Source organism: Actinophytocola sp. (genome assembly GCF_049647105.1).
Taxonomy (GTDB): Bacteria; Actinomycetota; Actinomycetes; order Mycobacteriales; family Pseudonocardiaceae; genus Actinophytocola.
Map to the genome: position 1 here is coordinate 1 of NZ_JBARWZ010000221.1, position 20259 is coordinate 20259.

At 69.7% G+C, this 20259-nt stretch carries 17 protein-coding genes and 2 tRNA genes; 13 read left to right on the forward strand and 6 right to left on the reverse strand.

Annotation, left to right across the window (positions count from 1 at the left end; genetic code table 11):
* Nucleotides 1-981: 981 nt before the first annotated feature.
* Nucleotides 982-1054 (reverse strand) — tRNA-Lys (locus WBA97_RS26225).
* Nucleotides 1055-1226: 172 nt separating this feature from the next.
* Between WBA97_RS26225 and WBA97_RS26230 the strand changes: the two genes are divergently transcribed.
* Nucleotides 1227-2435 carry an Ig-like domain-containing protein gene (locus tag WBA97_RS26230; protein ID WP_424233589.1) on the forward strand — a complete coding sequence of 403 codons (1209 nt, stop codon included), beginning with the start codon at nucleotides 1227-1229 and terminating at the stop codon, nucleotides 2433-2435.
* A gap of 214 nt (nucleotides 2436-2649) precedes the next feature.
* Here WBA97_RS26230 and WBA97_RS26235 read toward each other — a convergent pair.
* Nucleotides 2650-2725: transfer RNA gene (locus WBA97_RS26235), tRNA-His, on the reverse strand.
* A 64-nt stretch (nucleotides 2726-2789) separates the two neighbouring features.
* Nucleotides 2790-3395: an oligoribonuclease gene (gene orn / locus WBA97_RS26240; protein ID WP_424233590.1), complete on the reverse strand. Its 606-nt coding sequence runs from the start codon at nucleotides 3393-3395 to the stop codon at nucleotides 2790-2792.
* A 105-nt stretch (nucleotides 3396-3500) separates the two neighbouring features.
* Between orn and WBA97_RS26245 the strand changes: the two genes are divergently transcribed.
* On the forward strand, nucleotides 3501-4979 hold the full coding sequence (locus tag WBA97_RS26245; RefSeq protein WP_424233591.1) for a glutamate--cysteine ligase: 1479 nt from the start codon (nucleotides 3501-3503) through the stop codon (nucleotides 4977-4979).
* A gap of 8 nt (nucleotides 4980-4987) precedes the next feature.
* Here WBA97_RS26245 and WBA97_RS26250 read toward each other — a convergent pair whose 3' ends face one another.
* Nucleotides 4988-5191, reverse strand: coding sequence for a hypothetical protein (locus WBA97_RS26250; RefSeq protein WP_424233592.1), 204 nt, complete (start codon nucleotides 5189-5191; stop codon nucleotides 4988-4990).
* Between the two features lie 116 nt (nucleotides 5192-5307).
* On the opposite strand from WBA97_RS26250, the gene WBA97_RS26255 reads away from it, so the two are divergent.
* Genes WBA97_RS26255 through WBA97_RS26265 form a run of 3 tightly spaced genes read left to right on the forward strand, consistent with a single transcriptional unit; the run spans nucleotide 5308 to nucleotide 8772 of the window.
* Entirely contained in the window at nucleotides 5308-6531 is a 1224-nt protein-coding gene (locus WBA97_RS26255) for an NAD(P)/FAD-dependent oxidoreductase (RefSeq protein ID WP_424233593.1), read from the forward strand.
* Nucleotides 6532-6547: 16 nt separating this feature from the next.
* Nucleotides 6548-7552, forward strand: coding sequence for a tetratricopeptide repeat protein (locus WBA97_RS26260; protein ID WP_424233594.1), 1005 nt, complete (start codon nucleotides 6548-6550; stop codon nucleotides 7550-7552).
* A 56-nt stretch (nucleotides 7553-7608) separates the two neighbouring features.
* Complete coding sequence (locus tag WBA97_RS26265; protein WP_424233595.1) at nucleotides 7609-8772, forward strand: lactate 2-monooxygenase; 1164 nt, start codon at nucleotides 7609-7611, stop codon at nucleotides 8770-8772.
* Between the two features lie 23 nt (nucleotides 8773-8795).
* Here WBA97_RS26265 and WBA97_RS26270 read toward each other — a convergent pair whose 3' ends face one another.
* Nucleotides 8796-10442 carry a bifunctional 3'-5' exonuclease/DNA polymerase gene (locus tag WBA97_RS26270; protein ID WP_424233596.1) on the reverse strand — a complete coding sequence of 549 codons (1647 nt, stop codon included), beginning with the start codon at nucleotides 10440-10442 and terminating at the stop codon, nucleotides 8796-8798.
* Nucleotides 10443-10622: 180 nt separating this feature from the next.
* Here WBA97_RS26270 and WBA97_RS26275 point away from each other — a divergent pair, with 180 nt between their 5' ends.
* The 8 genes from WBA97_RS26275 (at nucleotide 10623) to WBA97_RS26310 (ending at nucleotide 19634) form a co-directional block, all read left to right on the forward strand.
* Nucleotides 10623-12227, forward strand: a complete 1605-nt coding sequence (locus WBA97_RS26275) for an AMP-binding protein (RefSeq protein WP_424233597.1) — start codon at nucleotides 10623-10625, stop codon at nucleotides 12225-12227.
* Nucleotides 12228-12518: 291 nt separating this feature from the next.
* Complete coding sequence (locus WBA97_RS26280) at nucleotides 12519-13712, forward strand: S8 family peptidase (protein WP_424233598.1); 1194 nt, start codon at nucleotides 12519-12521, stop codon at nucleotides 13710-13712.
* 552 nt (nucleotides 13713-14264) lie between these two features.
* Entirely contained in the window at nucleotides 14265-15476 is a 1212-nt protein-coding gene (locus WBA97_RS26285) for an acyl-CoA dehydrogenase family protein (protein WP_424233599.1), read from the forward strand.
* Entirely contained in the window at nucleotides 15469-16266 is a 798-nt protein-coding gene (locus WBA97_RS26290; protein WP_424233600.1) for an SDR family oxidoreductase, read from the forward strand. The genes WBA97_RS26285 and WBA97_RS26290 overlap by 8 nt, the downstream gene beginning before the upstream one ends.
* Nucleotides 16263-17324 (forward strand): phosphotransferase family protein, encoded by a 1062-nt coding sequence (locus WBA97_RS26295; protein ID WP_424233601.1) that lies wholly within the window; start codon nucleotides 16263-16265, stop codon nucleotides 17322-17324. Before WBA97_RS26290 ends, WBA97_RS26295 begins: the two co-directional genes overlap by 4 nt.
* Nucleotides 17321-17980: a histidine phosphatase family protein gene (locus WBA97_RS26300; protein WP_424233602.1), complete on the forward strand. Its 660-nt coding sequence runs from the start codon at nucleotides 17321-17323 to the stop codon at nucleotides 17978-17980. Before WBA97_RS26295 ends, WBA97_RS26300 begins: the two co-directional genes overlap by 4 nt.
* An 8-nt stretch (nucleotides 17981-17988) precedes the next feature.
* Nucleotides 17989-18969, forward strand: coding sequence for an SMP-30/gluconolactonase/LRE family protein (locus tag WBA97_RS26305; protein WP_424233603.1), 981 nt, complete (start codon nucleotides 17989-17991; stop codon nucleotides 18967-18969).
* Complete coding sequence (locus WBA97_RS26310) at nucleotides 18966-19634, forward strand: DUF5642 family protein (protein ID WP_424233604.1); 669 nt, start codon at nucleotides 18966-18968, stop codon at nucleotides 19632-19634. The genes WBA97_RS26305 and WBA97_RS26310 overlap by 4 nt, the downstream gene beginning before the upstream one ends.
* Here the strand turns inward: WBA97_RS26310 and WBA97_RS26315 are convergent.
* Entirely contained in the window at nucleotides 19620-20177 is a 558-nt protein-coding gene (locus WBA97_RS26315) for a hypothetical protein (RefSeq protein WP_424233605.1), read from the reverse strand. The two genes, WBA97_RS26310 and WBA97_RS26315, sit on opposite strands and share 15 nt — an antisense overlap.
* Nucleotides 20178-20259 lie beyond the last annotated feature (82 nt).

Here is a 20259-nt window from a genome sequence, read left to right on the forward strand (position 1 = left end):
CCCCACACGTGAACCCGGCGCGACACCCCGGGCCGCTAGCATGCCCACACACCCGAAAACCGCTCCACCACACGACTCCAGGACCTGAAGATCAACTCAGCCGACTACTCGCGGATACGGGTCAGAGGGACATGGAGAGGGCTCAGATAGTGGCCAAGAACTCGTACATTCCTTCCGTCATGGAGGTCGCGCGGGACGCGCAGGCCACAGTGATCTCGTGCACAGCCGGTCCCGCCGCCGCGGCCCGATGGAACGAAGCCAAATGGCAGTTGGTACATACCATCGAGACAACGCCTGTGCCGACCCGGCGCGAGTGAAAGGACTATCCAACGACCTCGTGCATGATTAACGTTTGCGCGAGTTGAAGCGGGTTTGCGGGAAACGCGGCCGGGGTCCTCGCGGGCGCGGACGCCGCGGTTGTTGGCAACACCGCTTCCGCGCACCTCGCTGCCGCCGTCGGCATCCGGTGGTTTCGCTGTTTCCCCGGGCCTGGCCGCTCGGCGCTGGGGTGTCGTCGCGGGCAACTCAGAATATCGCGCGGCGACACCGACGCGCGGCATGTGTGTGACCGACGGTCGAATCGTTTTGGGTTCGCCCAGGCCACTACCCCGCAGGCCAACTCTTATGGCCGTTCTGGAATTCGAGCGCGCCAGGCATACCTGACACGACGGTGAAGGTCCCTCCTGACACTTGCTGCTGCTTGCCCAGGCCGCCCTCGACGACATCGATTCGTGCCCACACGTTGGCGCAGCACCGTACGGGGGGACGACCCACCGCCATCGTCGACCAGCTGATGGAACTGGGGGCCAGACCCGCGTGCGTGGGGACTACCGGCGAAGTCATCCTTGTTGATCTTGAATCCGCTGGGTTCCTGTCAAGGAGCACCCAACAGACCACGCTGAAGGAGTTGAGGCGGTCGCCAAGGACGCTACAAACCACAAGACCCCAGGTCAACAATGATGTCGACCTGGGGTCTTGGTGTACGCCGCCAGGGACTCGAACCCCGAACCCGCTGGTTAAGAGCCAGCTGCTCTGCCAGTTGAGCTAGCGGCGCATGCCGAAGAGGATCTCTCCACCGCGACGTGAGGAACGGTATCACGTGCTCTCGGGCCCCCCGAAACCGGATTCCCCACTGAACGGATGACCTGATGGATGGCCTGCTCCACGGCGTTGGACACATCGGGCACACTGTGTATGACGATCACAGGTGGATGGGGCGGTGTGTGATGGGTTGGGGCGGCCGGCGGGGCCTTCTGATCGGCGGGGTGCTGGGTCTCGCCGTGGTGATGATCACTTCCTGTACGAGTGGCGAGGCGGAGCCGGCGCCGAAGGACGACGCGGGCAAGTCGACGTCGAGCGGGAAGCCCGCGCCGCCGAAGAAAGCGGTCAAGATCACCGTCACTCCTCGCGACAAGACCACGGAGGTGGTCCCTGGCGGCCCGGTCACCATCGCCGCGGTGGACGGCAAGGTCACGCAGGTCACACTGGTCAACGATGAGGGAGAGCCGGTCGCGGGCCAGCTGTCCCCGGACAGCACCACCTGGCAGACCACGGAGCCCCTCGGCTTCGGCAAGACCTACACGGCCACCGCGACGGGTAAGGGCAGTGACGGCAAGGCCACCACTGTGACCTCGGTCTTCTCGACCACGACCCCGCGCGTGAAGGCCGACGTCTCCATGAACCCGCTGGACGGCCAGACCGTGGGTGTTGGTCAGCCGCTGGCCTTCTACTTCGACGTGGACATCCAGAACAAGGCCGCGGCGGAGCAGGCGATCCAGATCGCGACCACCCCCCACACCGATGGCGCCTTCTACTGGTTCGACGACAGCGAGGTCCACTGGCGCCCGCAGCAGTACTGGGCGGCGGGCACGAAGATCACGGTGAACGCCGCGATCTACGGCAAGGACTTCGGCAACGGCGTGTTCGGCAACGAGAGCCGCCTGGCCAACGTCACGGTGGGCAACGCGGTCGTCGCCACGGCGGACGGCGCCACCCACCAGATGACGGTGACGGTCAACGGCGCGGTGGCGAAGACCATCCCCATCTCGATGGGCAAGCCAGGCCACGAAACCCCGGCCGGCACCTACGTCGTCATGAGCGAACACACGAACTACACGATGGACTCCAGCACCTACGGCGTCCCGGTGGACTCCTCCGCCGGCTACCGGACCACGGTCGCGGTGGCGAGCCGCATGTCGAACAGCGGCATCTTCTACCACTCGGCCCCCTGGTCGGTGGGCGACCAGGGCCACCGCAACGTCAGCCACGGCTGCATCAACATGAGCACGGAAAACGCCCGCTGGCTACAGGACATCAGTCAGAAGGGCGACGTCATCACCGTCCAGAACAGCGGCGGCCCGGTCCTGGAGGTCTGGGACGGCCTTGGTGACTGGCAGATCCCGTGGGCCCAGTGGGCAGCAGGCGGCAAACGCTGACCAAGCAGCACAGAAGCCCGGAAGCCACGCTTCCGGGCTTCTTCCTTTGGGGCGGGAACCGGCAAGGCGCGGCTGGATGAGCCAATCCGGCAGGAGTCCCGGCTCCCAAAAAGGCTCCCAGAATCGGACATCGCCTGAGACGCAGTGCGGCCCCGACTCCACATCAGGTATGTGGATCGGGGCCGTTGACCTGCGGATACATCGTCCAACCTCGTGGGGTGAGTGACGGGACTTGAACCCGCGACATCCTGGACCACAACCAGGTGCTCTACCAGCTGAGCTACACCCACCATCGCTGCTCGAAGCGTGCAGCGGGCATATCGTAACGTGTCCGCCCCGAGGGTTGGCAAACGGTTAGGGCTTGGGGTTCATCAGGGCCTCTGCCACGGCTTTTGCCTGGTCGCTCGTCGGGCCGGGGGCGGGGACGAACGCGGTGCCCCGGTAGTACTGGAGCTCGCGGATGGACTCCTTGATGTCGGCGAGCGCGCGGTGGGTGAGGCCCTTGTCGGGCTGCGCGTAGTAGATGCGCGGGTACCAGCGGCGGCACAGTTCCTTGATGGACGACACGTCGATCATCCGATAGTGGAGGTGGGCGTCGAGCGCGGGCATGTCGCGGGCGATGAAGCCGCGGTCGGTGGCGATGGAGTTGCCGCAGAGGGGCGCCGTGCGGGTGTCGGGGATGTGTTTGCGCACGTAGTCGAGCACCTGGGCCTCGGCCTCCGCGACGCTGACGGTCGACTCGCGCACCAGTGGGGTGAGGCCCGAGTTGGCGTGCATCTCCCGCACGACGTCAGGCATGCCATCGAGGGCCGCGTCGTTCGCGTGGATGACTATGTCGATGCCGGCGTCGACGATGTTGAGTTCCGAGTCGGTCACTAGAACCGCGATCTCGATCAGTGCGTCTTTACTTAAGTCGAGACCGGTCATCTCGCAGTCGATCCACACCAGGTTGTCCGTCACCCGACGGAGCTTATCCCGCTACCCTGGTTTGATCTCGCAGCTTGCGGGGGTAAAGGCTTGGCGCGAGGCTTCCCGGTACGCGATTCACCTAGTGGGGCGATGCGGATGGGCAAGGATGTCGAGCGGACCGAGTTCACCCGCGCCGACCGGCAACGGTTCCGCGAGAAGGTGAGGCAGTGCCTGGATGTGTTCGCGCAGATGCTGAAGCAGTCTGCCTTCGACACCGACCGGCCGATGTCGGGGCTGGAGGTGGAGCTGAACCTGGTGGACGCGGCGGGCGACCCGGCGATGAAGAACGAGGACGTCCTGGCGGCCATCGCCGACCCGGACTTCCAGACCGAGCTCGGCCAGTTCAACATCGAGATCAACCTGGCGCCCCGGGTGCTGGGGCCGGACGGGCTGTCCGGGTTCGAGGACAGTCTGCGCGCGTCGTTGAACGAGGCGGAGCAGAAGGCCGGGACGACCGACGCGAGCATCGTGATGATCGGCATCCTGCCGACGTTGCGGCATGTGCACATGAACGCGGACACCCTGTCGGCGAACCAGCGCTACAAGCTGCTCGACCAGCAGATCTTCGCTGCCCGGGGCGAGGATCTGGAGATCAACATCGCGGGTGAGGAGCGGCTGGTCACCCAGGCCGACACGATCGCGCCGGAGTCGGCGTGCACGAGCGTGCAGTACCACCTGCAGGTCGCGCCGGAGCGGTTCGCCGACTACTGGAACGCGAGCCAGGTGGTCGCGGGCATCCAGGTCGCGCTGGGCGCCAACTCGCCGTACCTGTTCGGCAAGCAGCTGTGGGCCGAGAGCCGGATCGCGTTGTTCGAGCAGTCCACGGACACCCGGCCGGACGAGCTGAAGGCCCAGGGTGTGCGGCCCAGGGTGTGGTTCGGCGACCGGTGGATCACGTCGATCTTCGACCTGTTCGAGGAGAACGTCCGCTACTACTCGGCGCTGCTGCCGCTGTGCGACGACGAGGACCCGGCGCGGGTGCTCGCCGAGGGCGGCACCCCGCAGCTGAGTGAGCTGCGGCTGCACAACGGCACGATCTACCGCTGGAACCGGCCGATCTACGACGTGGTCGACGGCCGTCCCCACCTGCGGGTCGAGAACCGGGTGCTGCCCGCGGGCCCGACGGTGGTGGATGTGATGGCCAACGCCGCGCTCTACTTCGGGCTGGTCCGCGCGCTCGCAGAACAGGAACGTCCACTCTGGACGCAGATGAGCTTCTCGGCGGCGGAGGAGAACTTCCACTCCGCCGCCAAGGGCGGGATCGGGGCACGGGTGTACTGGCCGGGGATCGGCGACGTGCCGGTCACCGAGCTGGTGCTGCGCAGGCTCCTGCCGCTCGCGCACACCGGTCTCGACCTGTGGGGCGTCGCGCCCGACCAGCGGGACCGGCTGCTCGGCGTGATCGAGAAGCGCTGCATCTCCGGGCGCAACGGCGCGACCTGGCAGGTCGACACCGTGCGCGCCATCGAGGAGACCCGGTCCGTGTCACGTGAGCAGGCGTTGCGCGAGATGACCCGTCGCTACGCCACCCACATGCACACCAACGAGCCCGTGCACACGTGGCCAGGGGTGTAGCCGACTTGTCAGCTCTCCTGCGTCCTGGACGCTTCGACGACGGCGTCCCGGAGCACTGCCCGCAGCCGTCCGACGTCGAGCGGGTTGAGCACGGCCGTCTCACCTGGCGGCGCCACCAGGATGATCCTGCCCTGGCGGACGAACACCGTCAGATCGCGTCGGCGGCCGGTGAGGTCGCGACACGTGATCGACCACTCCTTATGGTTGGTCACAATCCCATCCTTCGGCGGTCGTACGGCCCCCTCATATTTTTTGTCCGACACACAGACGTCGCGACGACGTGGTCGTGACGCGCGTTTCACATCATCGACGAAAGGCATGACCGACCATGGCTGAACCGCGCCGCATCGTGATCGTTGGCACCGGGCTCGCCGGCGCCTCGGCAGCGGGTGCGTTGCGCGAGCAGGGCTTCGACGGGAAGGTGCTGCTCGTCGGCGAGCAACGGCACCGGCCCTACGAGCTGCCCGCGCTGTCCAAGGGCATCCTGCTCGGTGACACCGAGGATCCCGACTGGGTGCACGACGAGTCGTTCTATGCCGAGAAGGACATCGACCTGCGGTTGCGCACCCGGGCCACCGCGATCCACCTCGGTGACCGGACCGTCGACGTCGGCGGCGCGACCGAGTCGTGGGACCGGCTGCTGCTGGCCACCGGCTCGACGCCGCGCCGCCTGCGGGTCCCGGGCGCCGACTTCGACGGCATCCGCCGGTTCCGCCGCCTCGACGACGCCCGTGACCTGCGCAAGGAGCTGACCGAGGGCAGGCGGGTGGTGATCGTCGGCGCGGGCTGGATCGGCTGCGAGGCCGCGGCCGCGGCACGCAAGCACGGTGCGGACGTCACGGTCATCGACCCGCTGCCGCTGCCGCTGCACCGCGTCCTCGGCGACACGATCGGCGGGGTGTTCCGCACCATGCACGAGACCGAGGGCGTCACGTTCCGCCTCGGGGTCGGGGTCGCCGAGTACATCGGCGCCGACGGGCACGCCACCGGCGTCCGGCTCGACGACGGCACCGAGGTGTCCGGCGACGTGCTGCTGCTCGCGGTCGGCGCGCGGCCGAGGACCGAGCTCGCGCACGAGGCGGGCCTTGAGATGTCCGAGGGTGCCGGTGTCGACGTGGACGCCACCCTGCGGACCTCGGCGCCGGACGTGTACGCGGTGGGCGACATCGCCGCCCACCTCCACCCGCGCTACGGGCAACGGATCCGGGTCGAGCACTGGGCCAACGCGAAGGACCAGGGCACGCACGTCGCGAAGAACCTGCTCGGCGCGGCCGAGCCGTACACCGCGAGCCCGTACTTCTTCTCCGACCAGTACGACCTCGGCATGGAGTTCCGAGGGCTCGCCGACCCGTTCTCCGACGAGCTGGTCGTGCGCGGCGACCTGGAGGGCCGCGAGTTCATCGCCTTCTGGCTGCGCGACGGCGCGGTGCAGGCCGCGATGAACGTCAACATGTGGGACGACGGCGACGCGCTGCAGGCGCTCGTGGACGCACAGGCCAGGGTCGAGCCCGCGAAGCTGGTCGACGCCGACCTGGCGGGCCTGGCCGGGTAGCCGCCGGGGAGATCCGATGCCGGAAGGCTCGATGGACGCGGTCTTCGTGCGGGCGGCGCAGCTGGCCGACGAAGGACGGCCGAGGGCGGCGATCGCCGTGCTGGAGGCCGCGCTCGACAGCTACCCCGGCAACGCCGCCGCCTGGTGCCGGCTCTCCGCCGCGTACCTGGAGGTCAGCGAGGCCGCCGAGGCGCTGACCGCTGCCAAGCGCGCGATGACGCTCGGCCAGCCGGCATGGGCACACCGGCTGGCCAGCCTCGCGCTCGTCGAGCTTGGCCGCTACGACGAGGCCGTGGTGTCGGCAGGCGAGTCCGTGCGCCGCGATCCGGACGACTGGCGTGGGCTGGTGACGCTGTCCGAGGCGCTGGCGCACGACCAGCCCGAGCAGGCGGTGCGTGCCGCGCGGTCCGCGGTGGCGCTGGCGCCGGAGGAGGCCCGCACCCACGAGGTCCTCGGCGACGCCGCGATGCTCGCGCATGACTGGATGCTCGCCGAACAGGGTTACCGCGACGCGCTGCGCATCGACCCCTCGAACACGGACGTGGCCGCGAAGGTGGCGCGCCTCGAGTACCGGCCCGCGGACGACGCGCGACGGCGGAGGAAGCCGGTGCGCACCCGGGGCAAGCCGGGTTTCGAACGGGTCCAGCGGGTGGCGTGGTACCTGGTGGTGCGGCGCGCCGCGGTGTGGCAGACGGTGTTCGTGATGGCGCTGGCGATCGCGTCGCTGGCGTGGGTGGGGCTGGGGGCGCTGCTGTTCGTCGGGGTGCTGGCGTGGCGCGGGTTCGCGGGGCTGCCCCTTGGCGCGCGGGCGCCGCTGCCCGTGCTGTGGGCGCGGGCGCCGATGGTGGTCGCAGGCGCGGCGGGACTCGCGGTGTCGTACGTGGCGCTGCTGGTGTGGACGGTCGTGACCGCGCTCGGCGGCGTGTTCGGTTTCCTGCTGGTGGTGGCGTTTTTCTTCGCTGTGGTCGCGGTCGCGAACTGTTGGTTCGGGTTGTGGCGGATGTGGAAGCGCACCCGTTAGGGTTCGCGGAACCGGGCTCGTGCCCAGCGGCACCACGATTTCCCAGGAGCAGCAGCGTGGCTGGTCAGTACGGCGCATACCAGAACGAGATCTACCTGCAGGGGCTCGGCGAGCAGGTGCCACCGTTCACCACCGACCCGACGCGGCTCGAGGCGGCGGCGCGGGAGAAGCTCGACGACGGCCCGTACGGGTACGTGGCGGGTGGCGCGGGTTCTGGCGCGACGGTGCGCGCGAACCGCGAGGCGTTCGACCGCTGGCGGATCGTGCCGCGCATGCTCACCGACGCGACCCAGCGCGACCTCGCCACCACGGTGCTCGGCACCGAACTGCCGTCGCCGGTGCTGCTCGCGCCTGTTGGTGTGCAGTCGATCGTGCATCCGGACGGCGAACTGGCCACCGCCCGTGCCGCCGCCGCGATGGGTGTGCCGATGGTCCTGTCGACCGCGTCGTCGAACACGATCGAGGACGTCGCCGAGGCCAACGGCGACGGGACCCGCTGGTACCAGCTCTACTGGCCGAACGACAACGAGGTGACGATCAGCATCCTGGCGCGGGCCAAGGCCGCCGGGTTCTCGACCCTGGTGCTCACGCTCGACACCTGGACGCTCGCGTGGCGGCCCACCGATCTCGACCAGGCGTACCTGCCGTTCATCCGTGGCATCGGCACCGCCATCCCGTTCGCCGACCCGGCGTTCCGCGCGAAGCTCGCGAAGTCGCCGGAGGAGGACCCGACCGCCGCGATCCTCCAGTGGATCCCGACGTTCACCGGCACCGACCACCACTGGGACCAGCTGCCGTTCCTGCGCGAACACTGGGACGGCCCGATCGTGCTGAAGGGCATCCAGCACGTCGACGACGCCCGCCGTGCCGCCGACGCCGGAATGGACGGCATCGTCGTGTCCAACCACGGCGGCAGGCAGGTCGACGGTGCGGTCGCCGCGCTGGACGTGCTGCCCGAGATCGCCGCCGCGGTCGGCGACCGGGTGGACGTGCTGTTCGACTCGGGTGTCCGGACCGGTGCGGACGTGCTGAAGGCGGTCGCTCTCGGGGCCAAGGCCGTGTTGCTCGGGCGGCCCTACGTGTACGGGCTCGCGCTGGGTGGTGAGGACGGTGTGCGGCACGCGGTCCGCGGCATTCTCGCCGACCTGGACCTGACGCTCGGCCTGTCCGGCAACCGCACCCTCGCCGACCTGTCCTCGGACACACTGCGCCGGACGTAGCGCCCGCTGGGGTCAGTGCATCGTCACTTCGCGTCCGAGTAGCAGTCCACCACCACCGCTTCCAGGGGGAAGTGGACCGGGGTGTCGCCGAACACCAGGCCGGACGCCGTCACCGCCGCCGAGCGGACGGCGTCCGCCACCTGTTCCGCGATCTCGGCCGGGCAGTGGACCATCACCTCGTCGTGCTGGAAGAACACCAGTTGGGCGTCCGTGCCGGCCAGGCGCTGGCGCAGTGTCGCGAGCAGTGTCAGTGCCCAGTCCGCGGCGCTTGCCTGCACCACGAAGTTGCGCGTGAACCGGCCCCAGTCGCGGGCGGCCTGGCGGGAGCGGCGCTCGTCGGCGTCCGGCGAGCCCATCAGCGCGCGCCACGCCTCGCTCGGCGGCGGGGACGTCCTGCCGAGACGGGACCGCACCACCTGCCCTTCCTCGCCAGCGCGGGCCGCCGCCTCCACGTAGTCGACGGCCTGCGGGAACCGCTTGCGCAGCTTGGTGAGCAGCGGCCCGGCGCCACCGCTCGTGCCGCCGTACATGGCCGAGAGCATCGCGATCTTCGCGTGCCCCCGGTCGCCGTCGAAGACCTCTGCCGCGAGGCCCGCGTACAGGTCCACGCCACGCGACACGTCCGCGAGTTTGCGGTCACCAGCCAGTGCCGCGAGGATCCTCGGCTCGAGCTGTGCCGCGTCCGCCACCACCAGCGACCAGCCCTCGTCCGCGCGGACCGCGGTGCGCAGCTGTTTCGGCAGCTGCAGCGCGGCACCGCCACGCGTCGCCCAGCGACCCGAGACCACGCCGCCCACCACGTACTCAGGGCGGAACCGGCCGGCCGCCACCCACGAGTCCAGCCACGACCAGCCGTGCGCCACCCACAGCCGCGCCAGCTCCTTGTAGCGCAACAGCGGGGGCACGGCAGGGTGGTCGACCTCCTTGAGCACGTGTGCCCTGCTCGACGGCACGTCGAGGCCCGCGCGCCCGAACGCCCTGACCACGCTCGCCGGGTTGTCCGGGTTCACCTGCCGCGACTCGGGCGCACCCGCCAGCCCGAACGCCTCGGTGATCTCCTCGGCCAGCTCGGCGAGGACCTTCGGGCGTGCGCCGACGGGCGGCTTCGGGCCCAGCAGGTCCGTGAGCAGGGTCGTGTGCACGTCCGCACGCCACGGCAGCCCGTGGTGGGTCATCTCGGCCGCCGCCAGCGCGCCTGCGGACTCGGCCGCCACGAGCAGATGTAATCGGTCCGGCTGCGCGGTCGCCGCGATGCGCCGCAGCTGGTCGTCGTACACGGCGGCGGCCGCGGTGAGCGGGTCGGTGCCCGCCGGGGCCGGTTCCCGTTCCGCCTCGAACAGCGCGGGCTGTTCCACGCGTGCGGCGGGCCGGGGATCGTCCGGTTCCGGCAGGTCACGCATGCGTGACCACGCCGCGGCCAGGTTGCGCGGGCGGCCGGGCCGCTCCTCGAACGCCAGCAGGATGCCCTCGGTGAGCGCGAGATCGTGGCAGCGGTCCATGCGCACACCCGCGCGCAGCAGGTCGGGATAGAGCGCCTCGACCGAGGGCAGCACCCAGCGCGCGTCCCGCCCGGCCATCCATCCGGCCAGGTCACCGACGCGCTCCGGCACACCGGAAGGACCGAGCACCTGCCCGGCACCATCCGCCTCCGGCACGACCACGACCCGCATGCTCCGCATTGTGCGCCGGACCACCGACAATTCCGGCCCCCGGCACCCCCACGGGGGGTCGCGTTCGGGACGCAGCCAATGTCCCGAGAGACGCTTTCGCGTCGTTGAGCGTCCCGAAAGTGACAGTTAGTTAACTTGCCAGTAGGTTCGGAGGGGAGGACGTGACGAGGAGGTCAGCGAGTGTTCAGGGCGCTTTCCCAGGTACCGGCCGCGATCCGTGGGTTCGACGTGCTCAGGCGCGCCGGGCTGGCCCCGGTTTCCCGTCCTGACCAGGCACTCCGTGCACTGCTGACGCTGCGGAGGCTCGGTCCCATCGCGGGTGCCGCGCAGGTCGCGGCGGACCGGGACGACACGGCGGTCGCGATCGTCGACGAGCAGGGCTCGCTCACCTACCAGCAACTCACCACCCGCGCGAACGCGCTGGCCAGGGCGTTCTCCGAGCGTGGGCTCGGGCCGACCTCGGTCATCGCGCTCCTGGCCCGCGACCACCGCGGCGCGGTCGACACCATGATCGCGGCCGGGAAGCTCGGCGCCCGGATCCTCCTCATGAACACCGGCTTCGCGAAGCCGCAGCTCGTGGACGTCGCCCGCCGGGAGAAGGTCGAGGCGGTCGTCTACGACCAGGAGTTCACCGCGTTGGTGGATGCCCTTGACGGCGACGTCCAGCGCTTCCTCGCGTGGGCCGACGAGCCGGGCGATGGCCTCCCGGCCATCGACGAGCTGATCGCGAACACCGACGACCGGCCCATGCCGGACCCGCCGCATCCCGGTGGTCTGGTGCTCCTGACCAGCGGCACCACCGGCACCCCGAAGGGGGCGCCGCGCACGGTGCGCTCGCCGCTGGCCGCCGCCCAGTTCCTCGACCGCATCCCGTTGCGCACCGGCGAGTGCACGGTCATGGCCGCGCCGCTCTTCCATGGGACGGGCCTGTCGCAGTTCTTGCTGTCACTCTCGCTCGGCTCGGCGGTGGTGCTGCGCCGCACGTTCGCCGCCGAGGAGACCGTTCGTGCCATCCAGGACAACAAGGCCACCGCGCTCGTGCTGGTGCCGACCATGCTGCGGCGCATCCTCGACCTCGGCGACGACGTGCTGGGCAGGTACGACACGTCGTCGCTGCGCATCCTCTTCTGTGCGGGCTCCGCGCTGCCGCCCGAGCTGGGCAACCGCGCGACCGAGGCGTTCGGGGACGTCGTGCACAACCTGTACGGGTCGACCGAGGTCGCGGTGGCGACGGTCGCAACGCCGGAGGACTGGCGTCGCGCACCGGGCACCGTCGGCCGCCCGCCGGTCGGCTGCCGGGTCGCGCTCTACGACGAGAACGACAGGTTGGTCACCGCACCGCACGTCGTCGGCCGCGTGTTCGTCGGCAGCATGCTGTCGTTCGAGGGCTACACCGACGGCAGGCACAAGGAGATCATCGACGGCCTGTTGTCCAGTGGTGACGTCGGCCACTACGACGACGACGGCCTGCTGTTCATCGACGGCCGCGACGACGACATGATCGTGTCCGGCGGCGAGAACGTGTTCCCCGGTGAGATCGAGAACCTGCTGCTGGAGCACGACGCCGTCGTCGAGGCAGCGGTGGCCGGGGTGGCGGACGACGAGTACGGGCAGCGGCTCGCCGCGTACGTGGTGCGCAGGCCGGGTGTGAGCGTCGACGGCGAGGAGCTGAAGGCGTACGTGAAGGCCAACCTCGCCCGCTTCAAGGTGCCGCGCGAGGTCGTGTTCGTCGACGAGCTGCCGCGTAACGCGACCGGCAAACTGCTGCGTGACAAACTCGCCTGAGTTATCACATCCAGATTTCGAGCGCAACCGCAGATGGTCGGCTATGCCATCTCACAATGCGGGCAAATTACCTTCATGCAATTCCAGACGATCGTAGGGTCTTCAGATTCCCGCAGGTCAGCGCGTTGCCAATGGTCCATCTGGGCTAGAACTGGGAACGTTCGGCCATTGCCCTGACCTGTGCCTCAGAGGTTGCATAGTCATTAGGCAACCGCGCTATACGTATTAGGGGCATCAATTTCTGAAGGTGCGGTTTGCCCGCTTTATTGGTCGGGGACTGGAAGGTTGAGCATGAAACTCACAGGTCGAGGCCGGATTATCGCCGGCGCGGGGGTCGCGGGAGCGGTGGCGATCGCCACCGCGTTGGCTGCGCTGCCCGCACAGGCGGCGGAGGGCCAGGTTCTGCTGGCCGGTAGCGAGAACGCGGTCGCGGACAGCTACATCGTCGTGCTGAAGGACAACGTGCGGACCGCCTCCGCCGTCACGGCGGAGGCGTCGAGCCTGTCCGCCAAGTACGGCGCCGAGGTCAGCCGTACGTACTCGAGCGCACTGAACGGCTTCGCCGTGCACGCGTCCGAGGCCGAGGCCAAGAAGCTCGCCGCGGACGGCGCGGTCGAGTTCGTGCAGCAGAGCCAGAAGTTCACCGTCAACGACACGCAGGAGAACCCGCCGTCGTGGGGGCTTGACCGCCTCGACCAGCGCGACCTGCCGCTGGACAGCTCGTACACGTACACCAACAAGGGTGACGGCGTCACCGCGTACGTGATCGACACCGGTGTCCTGACCTCGCACCCGACGTTCGAGGGCCGGGCGACCGGTGGCTTCGACGCGATCGACGGCGACAACGACCCGGTTGACGGGCACGGCCACGGCACGCACGTGGCGGGCACCATCGGTGGCGCCGAGTACGGCGTGGCCAAGGGCGTCAGCATCGTCGGCGTCCGGGTCCTGGACGACAGCGGTTCCGGCACGACCGAGCAGGTCGTCGCGGGCATCGACTGGGTGGCCCAGAACGCCAGTGGCCCGTCGGTGGCCAACATGAGCCTCGGCGGCGGCGTCGACGAGGCCCTGGACACCGCGGTTCGCGGTGCCATCACCGCGGGTGTGACCTTCGCGGTCGCGGCGGGCAACTCGTCCGCCGACGCGGCCGACTTCTCGCCGGCCCGCGTGACCGAGGCGATCACCGTCGCCGCGTCGGACGACGCGGACGCGCAGGCGTCGTTCTCCAACTTCGGCGAGATCGTTGACATCTACGCCCCGGGCGTGGACATCACGTCGTCCTGGAACGACGGTGCCACCAACACGATCAGCGGCACCTCGATGGCGACCCCGCACGTCGCGGGCGCCGCGGCGCTGTTCCTGTCCGCCAACCCGGACGCCACCCCGGACGCCGTCGCGGCGGGTCTGGCCGGCGCCGCGAGCCCGGACAAGATCACCAACGCCAGCCCGGGCACGCCGAACCTGCTCCTGTACACGGGCGCGTGAGGTAGTTGTCCACAACCCACTGAGTTGTCCACAACCAAGCCAGGCAACCCCCCGCCTGTCGGTGTGAACCGATAAGATGGCAAGGCGGGACGCCCCCGGGATCGGGTGGGGGTTGGGGTTCGCGCGCGAGGCGATGGTGCGTCGCCGGTTTGGATGTGAGCGGACCTCGGGGTTTGACGGAGCGCCCGGCCGGATTTTCCGGCCGGGCGCTCCGTTTTTTGCTCGTTGAGCCTGGATCCCTCGGTGGTCTTGCCCGCGGGTCGCTGAACGTCCCGAACGCGTGGTGTATCCAGGTCGAGCGGCCGGTCTACAAAGGACCCACTGGGCGGGAGTACCCGGGTGGCTCGTGCTTTTGGGGTGTCGCCCTAGACGCGCCACTCGGTGCCGGGTGCTGACCGCCAAGACCGCCGGGCCGGGCTCTCGCACCACGCGAACACGGCGGCCAGGCTTGGGCGCTCTGACCACCGGCGACAGTGCAGTGATGCAGCTCTCAACCGAATCGGGACGGGTCTGCATCGATGAACTCGGTTTTCCGCGGCTAGGGTGCTTTTCGTGGACTTCTCGCATTCGGCCACGGCGGCCGACTACCTGCGCCGGGTATCCGACTTCGTGCGGACCGAGATCGAGCCGGTCGAGCCTGAGTACCACCGGGCCCTCCACTCGAGCGCGGACCCCTGGACGGTCCTTCCCGTCGTGGAGGAACTCAAGGCCAAGGCGCGTGACCAGGGGCTCTGGAACCTCTTCCTCCCCGGCACCGAACGCGGCGCCGGCCTCTCCAACGTCGAGTACGCGCCCCTCGCCGAGCAGATGGGGCGGTCCGCCATCGCCCCCGAGGTGTTCAACTGCAACGCGCCCGACACCGGGAACTCCGAGGTCCTCCTCCAGTACGGCAGCGCTGAGCAGCGGGAACAGTGGCTCGAGCCGCTCCTGCGCGGGGAGATCCGCTCCGCCTTCTGCATGACGGAGCCCGCCGTCGCCTCCTCCGACGCCACCAACATGGCGGCCACCGCGGTGGTCGAGGGGGACGAGGTCGTGATCAACGGGCGGAAGTGGTGGAGCACGGGGGTCGGCCACCCCAACTGCAAGTTCGTGATCTTCATGGGGCTCACCGACCCGGACGCGGACCGTCATCGGCGTCACTCGATGGTGCTGGTGCCGCTCGACGCCGAAGGGGTGAAGGTCGAGCGCATGCTGTCGGTGTTCGGGCATCGGGACGAGCCGTACGGGCACGGTGAGGTCAGCTTCACGAACGTCCGGGTGCCTCTCTCGTCCGTCATCGCGGGACCGGGCCGTGGGTTCGAGATCGCCCAGGGGCGGCTCGGCCCCGGGCGCATCCACCACTGCATGCGGCTCATCGGGCTCGCCGAGCGGTCGCTCGAACTGGCGTGCCGCCGTGCCACCACGCGGGAGGCCTTCGGCAAGCCGCTCGCCAACCTCGGCGGCAACCGGGAGCGCATCGCCAACGCCCGCATCGACATCAACCAGGCCAGGCTGCTCGTGCTGCACACCGCGTGGCTGCTCGACACCAAGGGCCTCGCGGGTGCCCGCAGTGAGGTGTCGCAGATCAAGGTCGCCGTGCCGAACATGGCGCTCGAGGTGATCGACATGGCCATCCAGCTGCACGGCGCCGCGGGGCTGTCCGAGGACTTCCCGCTCGCGGGCGCGTACTCGAGCGCGCGGTCGCTGCGGCTCGCCGACGGGCCCGACGAGGTCCACATGGGACTCGTCGCCCGTCTCGAACTGGCTGCCTACAAGAATGGCTGACCGAGTCCTCGTCACCGGCGGCGCGTCCGGGCTCGGGCGGGCGATCGCCACCCGCTACGCGCACGCCGGATGGCGAGTCCTCGTGTCCGATGTGGACGACGCGGCCGCCGAGGCCACCGCCAAGGAGATCGGCGCGTCCGCCATCGGGCTCGACGTCACCTCCGACGAGGACTGGGCGGGTGCCCGCGAATGGTGTGAGCGTGAGTGGGGCGGGCTCGACGTGCTCGTCAACAACGCGGGCGTCGGCGCGGGCGGCCGGTTCGAGAAGATCGGCATGGCCGACTGGGACTGGATCTGGGAGATCAACCTCAAGGGTGTCGTCCGAGGGTGCCGCACGTTCACGCCCGACTTCAAGGCACGCGGCTCCGGTCACCTGGTCAATGTCGCCTCGCTCGCCGGGATCATGAACCTGCCCGCGATGAGCTCCTACAACGTCACCAAGGCCGCCGTGATCTCGCTGTCCGACACGCTGCGCCTCGAGCTCGAGCCCTACGGCGTGCACACGACCGTCGTCTGCCCGGCGTTCGTGCGGACCAACCTCGGTGACCGGCTGCGCAGCCCCGACCCGGCGCTCGCCACGCTGATGGACCGGCTGATGGCGTCGTCGAAGATCACCGCGGAGGACGTCGCCGACCAGGTGTTCACCGCGGTGGCGGGCAAGAAGTTCCTCCTGCTGACCCATCCGGACGGGCGTCGCTCCGCGTTCCTCAAACGGCTCGGGCTCACCGACGGACAGGTACGCAAGTACTGGGCGCGGCTGCGTGCGGCCGTGGAGAAGGGAGAGCGGTGAAGGACGAGCCGGGCGCCTTGCGGGACGAGGACGCGTTCGACACGAAGTCAGTGCACGAATGGCTGTCGTCCACAGTGGACGGACTGGACAGCCCGCCGGAGGTGCGCCAGTACCCTGGTGGTGCCTCGAACCTGACCTACCTGCTGTCCTATCCGGACCGCGAGCTGATCCTGCGCCGCCCGCCAGCCGGGCACAAGGCCGCGTCCGCGCACGACATGCGCCGCGAGTTCACCGTGCAGGACAAGCTCAAGCCGGTCTACCCGTACGTGCCGAACGTGCTCGCCCTGTGCACCGACCACGACGTGCTCGGCTCCGACTTCTATGTCATGGAGCGGATCAACGGCATCATCCTGCGCGGCGACCTGCCGGACGGGATCACGCTGTCGCCGGACCAGGCGTCCTCGCTCGCGTACCGCACCTTCGACCGGCTCATCGAGCTGCACGAGGTGGACCCGGACGCCGCGGGACTGTCGGACCTCGGCAAGGGCGCGGGCTACGTCGCGCGGCAGGTGCGTGGCTGGAACGACCGCTACCGCAAGGCACGCACGCCGAACTCGCCGGACGGCGAGGCGGTGATGAACTGGCTGGACGCCAACCAGCCCGCCGACGCGGCGATCTGCGTGATCCACAACGACTTCCGGTTCGACAACGTGGTACTCGACAGTGATCCGGCGACCGACCTGGCCGTCGTCGGCGTCCTCGACTGGGAGATGGCCACGCTCGGCGATCCGCTGATGGACCTCGCGGGCTGCATGGCGTACTGGATCCAGGCCGACGACGACGAGGTCGCCCAGCTGTCGCGGCGCCAGCCATCACACCTGCCCGGCATGCCCAAGCGGCAGGAGCTGGTCGACTACTACTGCGACCGCATGGGCCTGTCCGCCGAGAACTGGGTGTTCTACGAGGTGTTCGGCTGGTTCCGGCTACAGGTGATCATGCAGCAGATCTACTACCGGTACCACAGTGGACAGACGCACAACGAGGCGTTCGCCGGGTTCCCGAAGTTCGTCGCGTACCTGGACGACCGGTGCCGCAAGGCAATCAAGGCCACCGCGTGACCGCCGTCTACCTGCTGCGGCACGGGCAGGCGTCGTTCGGCGGCGCCGACTACGACGTGCTGTCCGCGACCGGCAAGCAGCAGGCCATGGTGCTCGGCGCGGAGCTGCGGCGCCGGGAACTCACCGTGCACGCGGTGTGGAGCGGCACGCTGCGCCGCCAGCTGCAGACCGCGTCGGGTTGCCTCGCCGAGGCCGGGATCGAGCTGCCGGTCCGCGAGGACGCGCGGTGGAACGAGTACGACCACCTCGGGCTCGTGCCGTCCGGGCAGCCGGTCGCCGATCTGGAGAACGCCACCCGCGAGTTCCAGCGCCTGCTCGACGAGGCCATCGAGTCGTGGATCACCGGGGGACACGCGGCGGGCTCGACCGGCACGTGGACCCAGTTCACCGACGGCATCCGGGCCGCGCTCGGCGAGGTGTTCGCCGAGCTGCCCCGTGGCTCGGCGGCGCTCGTGTTCACCTCCGCCGGAGTGATCAGCGCGGTGTGCTCCGCGTTGCTGTCCGCGCCCGCGGCTGGTTATCTGGCGCTCAACCGCACGATGGCGAACGCGAGCATCACGAAGCTGGTCAGGGGCCGGTCCGGGGTGAGCCTCGTGTCGGTCAACGAGCACGGCCACTTCGACGGTCCCCACCGCGACCTGCTCACCTACCGGTAGGAGGACGCATGGCCCGCCCGAAGATCTCCCCCCAGGTGTGGCGCCCGCCGACGGCGCCGAAGTCGCACCCCGACCCACTGCCCACACTGAAAGTGTTGCAGGTCAACGGTTTCGGTGCCGAGGACGTGGTGGTCGACAAGGGCCACGTGTTCACCGGCGTCGAGGACGGCCGGATCCTGCGGCTCACGCCGGACGGCCGCAGGCTCGACACGGTCGCCGACACCGGCGGCCGCCCGCTCGGCATCGAGCTGTACCCGGACGGGCGGCTCCTGGTGTGCGACTCGAAACGCGGGCTGCTGCTGGTGGACCGGCAGTCCGGCGACATCGAGGTGCTGGTGCCGCGCGGCCCCGAACTGCGCCTGTGCAACAACGCGGCGGTCGCGGCCGACGGGACCGTGTACTTCACCGACTCGTCGTCCCGGTTCGACCTCGACCACTGGAAGGCCGACCTGCTGGAGCACAGCGGCACCGGCCGCCTGCTGCGCCGCGCCCCGGACGGCACGATCGACGTGCTGCTGTCCGGACTGCAGTTCGCGAACGGCGTCGCACTCGCGCCCGACGAGTCGTGGGTGGTCGTCGCGAGCACCGGGTCCTACCGGCTCGACCGGGTGGCGCTGCCGTCCGGCACGCACACCACGCTGGTCGACGTCCTGCCCGCGTTCCCGGACAACATCGCGACCGGCTCCGACGGCCTCGTGTGGATCGCCATGGCGTCACCCAGGATCGCCGCGCTCGACGTCGCGCACCGGCTGCACCCCGCGGTCCGCAAGGCGGTGTGGGCGCTGCCGGAACCGTTGCAGGTCAAGGAGAAGCGCGTCGTGTGGGTGCGTGCCGTGGACGGCACCACCGGCAGGGTGGTGCACGACTACCGCGCCGTGCACCCGGACTATCACATGGTGACGGGCGTCCGCGAGGCCGACGGCGTGGTCTACCTCGGCAGCCTCAACGAACGCGCGATCGCGTACTTCACGCTGCCGAAGCCCGCGTGACGACCGACGACTTCGGGATCGAGCCGCGTGGGAAGCGCCGGGTGGCGTGGTGGGTGACCGCGCTCGCGATCATCGTGGCGGTGCTGGTGGTCACGTTCCTCCGCGACGCCGGGCCGGGTGAGCAGACGGGTGCGTTGCTGACCGCCGACGACTTCGGGGCCGGGTACGAGGTCGAGGTGATGACCGGCGAGCAGCTCGGCCAGGCGAACTCGGGCACCGACCTGCCAGAGGGCATCGAGCCCGCCGAGTGCGCGGAGCTGCTGGCGGCCCGGCCGGCGCCCACCGGGGCGGACACCGCGAGCGGGGTGGCCGCGAGCGGTGACGGCGCCGCCTACCTGGAGCTGCTCATGCCCGCCGACGGGGTGACGGCGTGGGACACCGACCGGCTCGGCGAGGTGGTCGACACCTGCCGCACCACCACCTACGACGATGGCGACAGCACCGGCACGGTCGAGTTCGGCCACCTGCCCGCGCCGGTCGCCGACGGGTTCGGGCTCACCGCGCGGATCTCCTCCGGTGACGGGGTGGTGACCCTCGGTGTCGCCGTGTCCCGGGTGGGGGAGCACGTCGTGGTGCTGACCGGTGTCGCGACCGGCGACCTCGACGAGCGCGAGTTCACCCGGCTGGTGGCGGCCGCCAACGACCGGGTGTCAGCGCAAGTCTGACCAGGCGTCGTCGACGAGCTTCGCGACGTCCTCCGGCTGCTGGCCCATGTCGCCGCTGACCCGCGAGATCGTCACCGTCAGATCACCGGCCGTGCGCAGGCACGCCATGACGATCGGCGGTTGTGACGGGTTGTTGCGGACCGCGCACGCCACGTCGCCGTACCGCAGGACCTCCTCGATCGGCTTGTCGACGCCGAGGTCCTCCGGGTCGGAGTACGGCACGTACGGCGGGAACGGGCTCCGCGTCCGCACGACCTCCAGCGAGAACATCGAGTCGAGGTCCTCGGTCGTGTACTGCGCTACGACCGCGCCAGCACCGTCGTGGGCAGCCGAAAGGCGGGCCGAGCTCTCCCTGTCGTAGCGTGCGTAGCGGTCCGCGACCTTCTGGTGCCTGCCCTCCGAGCCGGGGTCGGGCACCTTGTCGAAGCGGTAGTACTCGCCGATCCGCTCAGGTGCGGAGACCGTTGCGGCCGAGCCTTCTTCGTTGCCGAATAGCAACCAAATCCCCGACGCCGCCGCGGCGCCGATGATGAGACCCGCCACTCCCGTGAAGACTGCGATAGCACGAGGACCGGCACCGCCATTCGGCGGCGCCGGTACCGGCATCCGGGTGCCTTGAGGGGGT

What these genes read in the sequence shown, in the direction of transcription:
- WBA97_RS26230 (WP_424233589.1), top strand. Translation starts at nt 1,227, where the DNA reads ATGGGTTGGGGCGGCCGGCGGGGCCTTCTGATCGGCGGGGTGCTGGGT.
- WBA97_RS26245 (WP_424233591.1), top strand. Translation starts at nt 3,501, where the DNA reads ATGGGCAAGGATGTCGAGCGGACCGAGTTCACCCGCGCCGACCGGCAA.
- WBA97_RS26255 (WP_424233593.1), top strand. Translation starts at nt 5,308, where the DNA reads ATGGCTGAACCGCGCCGCATCGTGATCGTTGGCACCGGGCTCGCCGGC.
- WBA97_RS26260 (WP_424233594.1), top strand. Translation starts at nt 6,548, where the DNA reads ATGCCGGAAGGCTCGATGGACGCGGTCTTCGTGCGGGCGGCGCAGCTG.
- WBA97_RS26270 (WP_424233596.1), bottom strand. Translation starts at nt 10,442, where the DNA reads ATGCGGGTCGTGGTCGTGCCGGAGGCGGATGGTGCCGGGCAGGTGCTC.
- WBA97_RS26280 (WP_424233598.1), top strand. Translation starts at nt 12,519, where the DNA reads ATGAAACTCACAGGTCGAGGCCGGATTATCGCCGGCGCGGGGGTCGCG.
- WBA97_RS26290 (WP_424233600.1), top strand. Translation starts at nt 15,469, where the DNA reads ATGGCTGACCGAGTCCTCGTCACCGGCGGCGCGTCCGGGCTCGGGCGG.
- WBA97_RS26305 (WP_424233603.1), top strand. Translation starts at nt 17,989, where the DNA reads ATGGCCCGCCCGAAGATCTCCCCCCAGGTGTGGCGCCCGCCGACGGCG.